This window comes from Nocardioides maradonensis, assembly GCF_054777115.1.
Genome location: NZ_BAAHAZ010000033.1, coordinates 1 through 8,373, shown reverse-complemented (window position 1 = coordinate 8,373; position 8,373 = coordinate 1). Strand labels below are relative to the sequence as shown.

Genomic DNA, 8,373 nt, shown 5'->3' with positions numbered 1-8,373 from the left:
GGAACTCCTTGGGGTACGGCCTCGGCACAGCAGACATCCTTCCAGCGGCACCTCTTGGCACCACAGCTCAGATGTCACCTATCCGTGCAGCAGTCCCACGGGCCAAGTCTAAGAGTTCACCGTCGCTGGGAGCCCTACCTTTGGATGCTTCGAAGCGCCGAGCGTATTCAGGGTCGTTGACGAACGCCGGGACATCGACCTCCCGAAATCGCTCGCCGATGTGGCGATGGAAGTCCTTGAAGGCTGGGCTCCTCACCAGGTGAACTGCAAACAGATTGGCCACGTCCGCCTTCTGTCGGGGACCAGAGCGATCGACTCCGATGGTCCGGATCTCGTTGAGGACACGCCGTTCGACCGAGACGAATGCCCTTTCGAGGAGATCGTTCGGCACTCCGGCCTGTAGGAACGTTGTGAAGCCGCGCTCGCGGAAGTTCGACTTGATCGGCCGAGCCGAGTCGAGGACCCGTCCAGAGGTGGCGCTGATGACTGCTACACGCTTGTCGGGAGACGCGAAGTTTTGCTGGTAACCGCGCGACACAAAGTGGTCTTGGGAGAGTTCGGTCTCAGACGACACGCGTAAACAGTAAGCGCGACCCTCGCCGGTCGATGTGTGGCTCGTGGAGGTCGGATCGACAGATGGCCCGGCGCCGCCAAAGCCTTGAGGCGGTGATCACATGACACGGGGACCGTTTGTCGACGACGCTTGAAAACGAGGCCATAGCGACGGTCGAAAACGAGGCCACCCAGACAGATTGGATGGGTGATCTCTGTGGAGGATTGGGCTCTGATCCGGCGGCTGGTCGCGGATGGTGTTCCGCAGCGTCAGGTCGCACGGGACCTGGGCATCGGCAGGTCGACGGTCGAACGGGCGTTGGCCTCTGACCGGCCACCGAAGTACGAGCGGCCATCGGGGCCGACGTCGTTCACGCCGTTCGAGCCGGCGGTTCGACAGTTGTTGTCGAAGACGCCGGACATGCCGGCCACGGTGATCGCCGAGCGGGTCGGCTGGACCGGCTCGATCACCTGGTTCCGCGACAACGTCCGCCGGCTGCGCCCTGACCACCGACCGGTCGACCCCGCGGACCGGTTGATCTGACTTCCCGGTGACGCGGCGCAGTGCGACCTGTGGTTCCCACCGAAGAAGATCCCGCTCGAGGACGGCACACGGTCACTGCTGCCGGTCATGGTGATCACCGCCGCGCACTCCCGCTTCATCCTCGGGCGGATGATCCCGACCCGCCACACCGCTGATCTGCTGCTGGGCATGTGGATGCTGCTGCAGCTCCTGGGCCGGGTGCCGCGGCGGTTGATCTGGGACAACGAGTCCGGCATCGGCCGTGGCAAACGGCACGCCGACGGCGTCGGCGCGTTCACCGGCACCCTGGCCACCACCCTGCATCGCTTGAAGCCGTACGACCCGGAATCGAAGGGTCTGGTCGAACGCCGTAACGGCTACTTCGAGACCTCCTTCATGCCCGGCCGCGACTTCACTTCGCCAGCGGACTTCAACACCCAGTTCGGCGACTGGCTCGATATCGCAAACGCCCGGGTGGTCCGCACGATCAAGGCCCGCCCCGTCGATCTGATCGAAGCCGACCGTGCGGCGATGCTGCCACTGCCACCGGTCGCACCGGCGGTGGGTTGGGCCAACCGGATCCGGCTGGGACGTGACTACTACGTCCGCGTCGACAGCAACGACTACTCCGTCGACCCGGCGGTGATCGGCCGGTTCGTCGACGTCACCGCCGACCTTGACCGTGTCGAGATTCGTCACGAAGGACGCCTCGTCGCGGTACACGATCGGGTCTGGGCACGCGGCCAGACGATCACCGACCCCGCCCACGTCGCGGCGGCGAAGACGTTGCGCGAGCAGTTCCAACTGCCCCGACTGGCTGACGATCCACACGACGGCCTGGTCAGGGATCTGGCCGACTACGACCGCGCGTTCGGCCTCATCGACGGCGGACTCACCGACACGCCCGCTACCGGTGAGGAGGTGGCGTGATGGCATCGGCGAAGACGAAGAGCGACACGACCGAGACGCTCAAGCAGCTGACCTATCTGGCGTCAGCGTTGAAGGCGCCACGGATCACCGAAGCCGCCGCCCGGTTGGCCGACCATGCTCGTGATGCCGGCTGGACCCACGAGGAGTACCTCGCCGCGGTCCTGGACCGTGAGGTCGCCGCCCGCAATGCGTCGGGTGCGCAGCTGCGGATCCGGGCTGCCGGATTCGCGGCCAGGAAGACGATCGAGGAGTTCGACTGGGATGCCCAACCCGTCGTCCGCCAACCGATCGCGTCGTTGGCGTCGGGTGGGTTCCTCACCGAAGCCCGCAACGTTGTGCTGCTCGGCCCGCCCGGCACAGGGAAGACCCATCTGGCCACCGGGCTGGGGATCGCCGCAGCGAACCACGGCCACCGCGTGCTGTTCGCGACCGCGACCGAGTGGGTCACCCGGCTCACCGACGCCCACCGCGCCGGACGGCTACCCCAGGAGCTGGCACGGTTGCGGCGCTACGGACTGATCATCGTCGATGAGGTCGGCTACCTGCCCTTCGAGCAAGACGCCGCGAACCTGTTCTTCCAGCTCGTGTCGAGCCGCTACGAGCACGCCTCGCTGATCCTCACGTCGAACCTGCCGTTCAGCGGCTGGGGCGGCGTGTTCGGTGACCAGGCCGTCGCGGCAGCGATGATCGACCGCGTCGTCCACCACGCCGACGTCCTGACCCTGAAGGGCGCCAGCTACCGGCTACGCAACCGCGGCATCGACACCCTGCCCAGCATCAGAACCCAAGACACGGCAGACTGAGCAACTACGAACCGGTGGCCTCGTTTTCGAGCGTCGGATCGGCCTCACTTTGGAACGTTGCCGACACCGTTGACGCCGCATGTAGCCATCGGACCTGTCGCACCCTCTCGCCGCTGGGCGCGTGGCTGCATCCGACACGTGCGGGAGGTGATCGACGATCTGAGGCTGATGCCTCAAGGATCGGGTGGAGTCCCTTGCTGCGTCCGGCGGCCCGCTCCCGGAGCTGCGCCCTCGTGGGCGTCTCCGAGCGAGCCTGCCGGCGGTGCCCGCTGACCTTGGCTCCCGCCTCGCGGCCGTGGGCCCGCTCTACGCATCCGCTGGCGCAATGCGTCAGTTTCGCGACATCAGCAAGCATGCGTTGGCTGATCGCCGCAAGAGCGGCGCGGTTCTTGCGGTGCGCGCAGGCCAGGAGACGTTCGCGTACTCGCTGAGGATCGTCAGGAGCAGGCGGGCGCTAGACGGTAGCTGATCTGATCTTCGAGGTCCAGGTGCCGGTGTGGCCGCTGTCGTCGACGTACCGGACGACGAGCGCGCCGAGAGAATCGGTCGACCCCGCAGGGCTGGTCAGCCCGAACACCAGGTTGTACGACCGGTGGTCGCCTGGCTGCAGGGTCGCGCCCGCCGGTGTCCGGCTGCGGCAGCCACTCACCCCGACGACGCCGAAGACACAGAGTGCCGCAAGCACGACCATGGTGGTCGCGCGCGTTGAGGCGATGGCGGCGCTCACCGTTGGCGGGCAACGAGAGCTACCGGCCTGTTGCTGAGTGGACCGAACACGCCGCACAGCCACCCGGTCCTGCCGAAATGGACGATGTTCTCAGCGCGCTGGGTGAAGCCGGTCTTGGAGGACATCTTGAGCGCCATGCCGATGTACTTCTTGACGTCTCCCGCTGCTTCGACGCCGTTGGTCCGCCTCAACGCTCTGCTTCCTTCGCTGTCATCGGTCGAACCCTTGGCGTCGTGGGTGCAGTTGGCCTTAGCGCACAGGCGGACCAGGTGCCTCCCTGCGTCGACATGGCCACTCGCTCGAGCGCTCGCATCTTCCGCTCGACATGTCCAAAAGTGTCAGAGGTGCTTGTCTGAACGTGTCTCCTTCCTTAGCCTGCAGGAGCCAAGGCTCGTTGGGGGCCCACACAGGAGGAGGGAGGTACGACATGGAGACCACTCCGGAGCGCGAGGACTACGTAGCGCCTGAGATCGAGATGAAGGAGATCGCCAACAAGCAGTGCGGCTGATCACCGAAGGGTCCGGAGCCGGTTCTCGGCTCCGGACCCGTTCTTGTTAGACCGATGACAACGGAGTTGGAGCATGTACACCATCTTTCTAGGCAATCGCCACTTTTCTGGCTGGTCCATGAGGGCGAACATCGCGATCCGTGAGAAGGCCGTGCCGTTTCGCGAAGTCCCGATCGACATGGACTGGCCTGACCACATTCGTGACGACGGCGTCCTCGATGTTGGTGACTGGACCGGTGACTGGTGCCGAGCTGGTTGCTACTGCCTGACCGACGATCTGACTCGCCAAGATCCGACGGGCCGTGTTGCCGGAACGATCGTTGATGTCATGCCACGCGTTCCGGTCCTTGTCCACGAACAGTCAGGAGCCGTGGCAAGTGACATCTTGGCCATCGTCGAACTGCTTGAGGAGACTGCGCCGGCAAGCGGGACGGCCCTCCTGGGCCGCGACATTCGCGCCCGCGCGCAGATCCGGTCATTCTCCGGCAACGCCTACGTCGACTTTCAGCCCATCGTCGAGACCGCGTCCTACGGGCTTTCGCTGTGGGACGACACGCCCTCGACGATGCCGCGAGAAGCCACCGATTGCGCCGTCCTGATCGAGAGGACTGTGGGACGGCTGCTGTCGAACCAGTCCGAGCGCGAGTGGCTCTTCGGTGACTTCAGCCTGGCTGACATCATGATGTCAACCTTCATGCAGGAGCTCACCGGCTGGAACTACACGTTCACAAACGACGTGGTTGCTGCTTACGCCACTCGGCTGCTAGCTCGGCCGAGCATCGCCCAGCACCTGCACGAGGCACGCAAGCCATACGAAGAGATTCTCGCCCACCCCGTGGGAACAGCGCCATGGATCATCGGCCATTACCGATACAACCCCGACCTTCGCCTGCTCCACGACTGGCGGCGCAACATCGGATACGTCGTCAAGAACGACTCGATGCGGACAATTGTCGAGCATGCCCGCGCGGGTCTCGACTTCGACGCGATCGCGCAGCGGATGGCGGCAGACTATGCGGTCGACGCAGCGACGGTCCGCGGTGATGTCGACCGAATCATGAGGGAACTTGACCCTCGAGCGGCGGTCGCCTCATGACGCTCGTCCACGCCGACGCAAGTGAGCTGTTGAGGCGTTTCAAGTGGCGTCCCGACCTGGGACTGCTATTCGAGCCCCGCACCGGCATGTTTGTGCGCGCACGCAACGGGACGGCTGAGGCGATCCTCGCCGAGCTCTATGCGGGGCGTGGGCCAATAGAAACCGCGAGGGCAATCGCTGCTCGCTTCGACGTGTCGATCGATCGCGTAATGGCTGACGTCGACACCCTGATTCGACAGATCCTGGACACCGAACCGACCTACGGCGAGGACGGGACCCGGTCACGGATCGAGATCGACAAGCGTTTCGACTCGCTCCTCGAATTCCCGTTGCGGATGGAGCTCGAACTGACGTCTGTCTGCAATTGGAGCTGTGGATTTTGCTACAACGTGTGGAAGATCGATCCGGCGATGACGGATCACGACATTCGGAAGTTCGTACGCGAACTCGACTCGAAGCATCTTCCTCTCGCCGCTGCGAAGAAGATCCTCGACGAGTGTGCGGCACGCGGAGCGTTCGTCGTCCGCTACAGCGGCGGTGAGACGCTCCTCCACCCGGACGCTATGGAGATTTTCCGGTACGGCGGCGAGCTCGGTCTCTATCAGTCCGTGTTCACCAATGGACATTTTGTGACCCCCGAACGAGCTCAAGAAATGGCGGATTCAAATGTGCGATGTGCCCTGGTTTCTCTCCACGGATCAGCAGCGACCCAGGTCGATCTGGCTGGCCATCGACTGGCGTACGAACGTTCCACTGCGGCGATGGAGCATTTCCTAGCGGCCGGAATCGCAGTCGTTGCCGAGATGACGCTCGTTTCTCATAACGTTGAGGAAGTCCTCGATGTCATTCGCGACGTCTACGCTCGCGGCGTCAGGGAATTCAGCGTGATGCGCTACGTTCCAACCGGAAAGAACGACGCGGAGTACGGCGTGCCGATGGCGCTCATGTTCCCGCTGATGGAAGCGATTGACGATCTCGTTCGATCCGAGTGTCCGGGCCTGGCCGTGGATTGGCCGTGCGCTCAGAAAATGTGCACCTCCAGCGACGACCTGCCGATCTCCAAGGCCGACCCGACGCTCGCGTTACGGGTCTCGCAGATGTCCGGCCACTGCGAGTCGGGCCTCGTCTGGGGGAGTGTCAGCTACGACGGACGGATCCGGAACTGCCCTCACTCCAACATGTATTGGGGCGACCTCGCGCACAGTTCGATCGCAGACACGTGGCCCACGATGACGGCGGCTGTTCACGAGGCCACCCGCCCACGCCCCGGCTGCACTTCGTGCACCGTGCTGGAAGCGTGCCGGGGCGGGTGCCACCTCGGTTCTTTCATTACAAACAACGTGTCGCTGCCCATGCCGAAGGTACGGCCGAGAACGCCGTGAGCCGCATCGGGCGGGTACTCGCGGCGCAGGGTGTTGGCTTCGCCGTCGGCGCCAGCACCCTGGGCCGGTTGCCGTTCTTCCTAATCAATCTGGCTCTCGTGTCCGCGTCAGCCACATCCGGCGCCGACTCAGCCGCTGCAGGCCTCCTGCTGTCCTGCTACGCCGTCGGCACGATGCTGGGCGGTCCCATCGTCGGACGTTGGGTGGACAACCACGGGGCGCGCCCACCGCTCCTGTTGTGCAGCGCCGCACAGTTGATCTCACTCAGTGTTGTCGCTGCCGATCCAGGGCGGATCTGGGCGTTGCCGGTCGCCTTCGTCGCCGGCGCCTCGGTGCCGCCGATAACGGTGACGATGCGGTCGATGTGGGCGCGCACTTTCCCTTCCGAACCCCTCAGGAAGACCGCGTTCTCCATCGAGGCGATCGCTGCGGAAGTCTTCACGATTGGCGGTCCGCTGCTGTTCACAGTGCTCACGACGTTCGCGACTTCCTCAACTGCGCTCGTGGTGGCGGGGGGTATGTCTGCCGCTGGAGCTTCCGCGCTCGCGGCAACCAAGATCGCGCGGAGTTGCACCGGTGGGATGCAGTTGTCAGGAAGGGCCTTCGACTTCGCCCCGCTGGCTTACCGGCCGTTTCGATCCCTGATACTGAGACGTCTGATCGGCACGACCGCGGTCGGCGCCTACTTCGTCGCGCTGCCGCAGATCGCAGCACAGCACGGCAATTCGGGCCGTTCCGGCCTCTACTTCGCCCTGACCGGAGTCGGCTCGATCGTTGGTGGCCTGGTGTACGAGCGGGTGCCATTCAGAAGCGACTTGGCGCGACGCTATGTGTGGGCGCTCCACCTCTCGAGTCTGGCTCTGTTCGTTCCCGCGTTCGTGAATCAAGGCCCGCTGGTCTATCCGGCCATGCTCGTCGTCGGACTCTTTGAAGCGCCCTTGGCTGCGATCGAGTTCGATGTCGTCGATCGTGTCTCGCCGCCAAACCTCAGATCTCAGTCGGTGGCGCTGGTCATCAGTTCCTTCGTGGGCGGTACCGCACTCGGGTCGCTCATCTGTGGGATCGCGATCAACGCCTGGGGTGTTCCGGCCGCGTTGGTGTCCATGGCCCTCTTCTCGTTGGGAGGCTCGCTCATTGGGATACGGCTGATCCCGATGTGGCGGCAGGCGATGACGCCTGATCGTGAGCGGGAGCCCATGTCGAGATGAAGTGGGCGTCATTGTTCGGGTGCCCGTCTGTAGTGATGGCCGGTGATGGCGGCGAACGGCGGAGTCATGAGAATGCACGCGGAGCGTCCCGTCGGCGATCGAGACTCGAAGCGTCGCAACTACCGCCGACGTCGCATGATGTCGGACGACCACAGTAAGCCCCAGCGTCGACCCGCGCAGCCGAGCGAGCTCCGCGGACGAACTCTGACCGGCGTGATATGGAGCGTCACGACTCGTCGCCCCCACCTCGCATCGGGCGGCACTCCCCAGGGAAGCGCCAGAAGTTCGGGACCGTGATCGTTCACGACGCCAAAGCACTTGCACGTTGTTGTCAGTTGCTGGTCTTCTCCAACACGAGTTCGGCGGCACGATCATCGACCAAGTGAAGTGACCTAGATACCGGATGTCCTGCCCCGGTTCTTCGGTCCATCTCTCGTGTGAGGACTCGCTACTTCGAGAGTCCTTGTGGAGGGCGGGTGATGGCTCTGCGAAGAGGTTCACGACTGAGCAGATCGTGGCGAAGCTGCGTGAGGCGGAGAAGATGCAGAGGAGAGTCCCCTGTGGTGGTGGGGTTTGAGGTCCAGCGGCGGGGCTGCGTGAAGTAGGCGGCCATCGGCGGGATCTTCGGTGTGAACGGCGAAATC

At 64.3% G+C, this 8,373-nt stretch carries 7 protein-coding genes and 1 pseudogene; 5 read left to right on the top strand and 3 right to left on the bottom strand.

Going from position 1 to position 8,373, the window contains the following annotated elements:
- Window positions 1–67: 67 nt before the first annotated feature.
- On the bottom strand, window positions 68–574 hold the full coding sequence (locus tag ACYVAQ_RS23170; RefSeq protein ID WP_460792976.1) for a DUF4238 domain-containing protein: 507 nt from the start codon (window positions 572–574) through the stop codon (window positions 68–70).
- Window positions 575–760: 186 nt separating this feature from the next.
- On the opposite strand from ACYVAQ_RS23170, the pseudogene istA reads away from it, so the two are divergent.
- Both istA and istB read left to right on the top strand, forming a co-directional pair.
- A pseudogene (istA, locus tag ACYVAQ_RS23165) lies at window positions 761–2,005 on the top strand (IS21 family transposase).
- The gene (gene istB / locus ACYVAQ_RS23160; protein ID WP_460792975.1) at window positions 2,005–2,808 is read left to right on the top strand and encodes an IS21-like element helper ATPase IstB; all 804 of its coding nucleotides are present in this window, start codon (window positions 2,005–2,007) and stop codon (window positions 2,806–2,808) included. Before istA ends, istB begins: the two are co-directional and overlap by 1 nt.
- 454 nt (window positions 2,809–3,262) lie before the next feature.
- Here istB and ACYVAQ_RS23155 read toward each other — a convergent pair whose 3' ends face one another.
- On the bottom strand, window positions 3,263–3,535 hold the full coding sequence (locus tag ACYVAQ_RS23155) for a hypothetical protein (protein ID WP_460792974.1): 273 nt from the start codon (window positions 3,533–3,535) through the stop codon (window positions 3,263–3,265).
- Window positions 3,532–3,726, bottom strand: coding sequence for a hypothetical protein (locus ACYVAQ_RS23150; protein WP_460792972.1), 195 nt, complete (start codon window positions 3,724–3,726; stop codon window positions 3,532–3,534). The genes ACYVAQ_RS23155 and ACYVAQ_RS23150 overlap by 4 nt, the downstream gene beginning before the upstream one ends.
- Before the next feature lie 390 nt (window positions 3,727–4,116).
- Between ACYVAQ_RS23150 and ACYVAQ_RS23145 the strand changes: the two genes are divergently transcribed.
- Genes ACYVAQ_RS23145 through ACYVAQ_RS23135 form a run of 3 tightly spaced genes read left to right on the top strand, consistent with a single transcriptional unit; the run spans window position 4,117 to window position 7,729 of the window.
- Window positions 4,117–5,139, top strand: a complete 1,023-nt coding sequence (locus tag ACYVAQ_RS23145; protein WP_460792971.1) for a glutathione S-transferase family protein — start codon at window positions 4,117–4,119, stop codon at window positions 5,137–5,139.
- Window positions 5,136–6,521, top strand: a complete 1,386-nt coding sequence (locus ACYVAQ_RS23140) for a radical SAM protein (RefSeq protein ID WP_460792970.1) — start codon at window positions 5,136–5,138, stop codon at window positions 6,519–6,521. The genes ACYVAQ_RS23145 and ACYVAQ_RS23140 overlap by 4 nt, the downstream gene beginning before the upstream one ends.
- On the top strand, window positions 6,518–7,729 hold the full coding sequence (locus ACYVAQ_RS23135; RefSeq protein WP_460792969.1) for an MFS transporter: 1,212 nt from the start codon (window positions 6,518–6,520) through the stop codon (window positions 7,727–7,729). The genes ACYVAQ_RS23140 and ACYVAQ_RS23135 overlap by 4 nt, the downstream gene beginning before the upstream one ends.
- Window positions 7,730–8,373 lie beyond the last annotated feature (644 nt).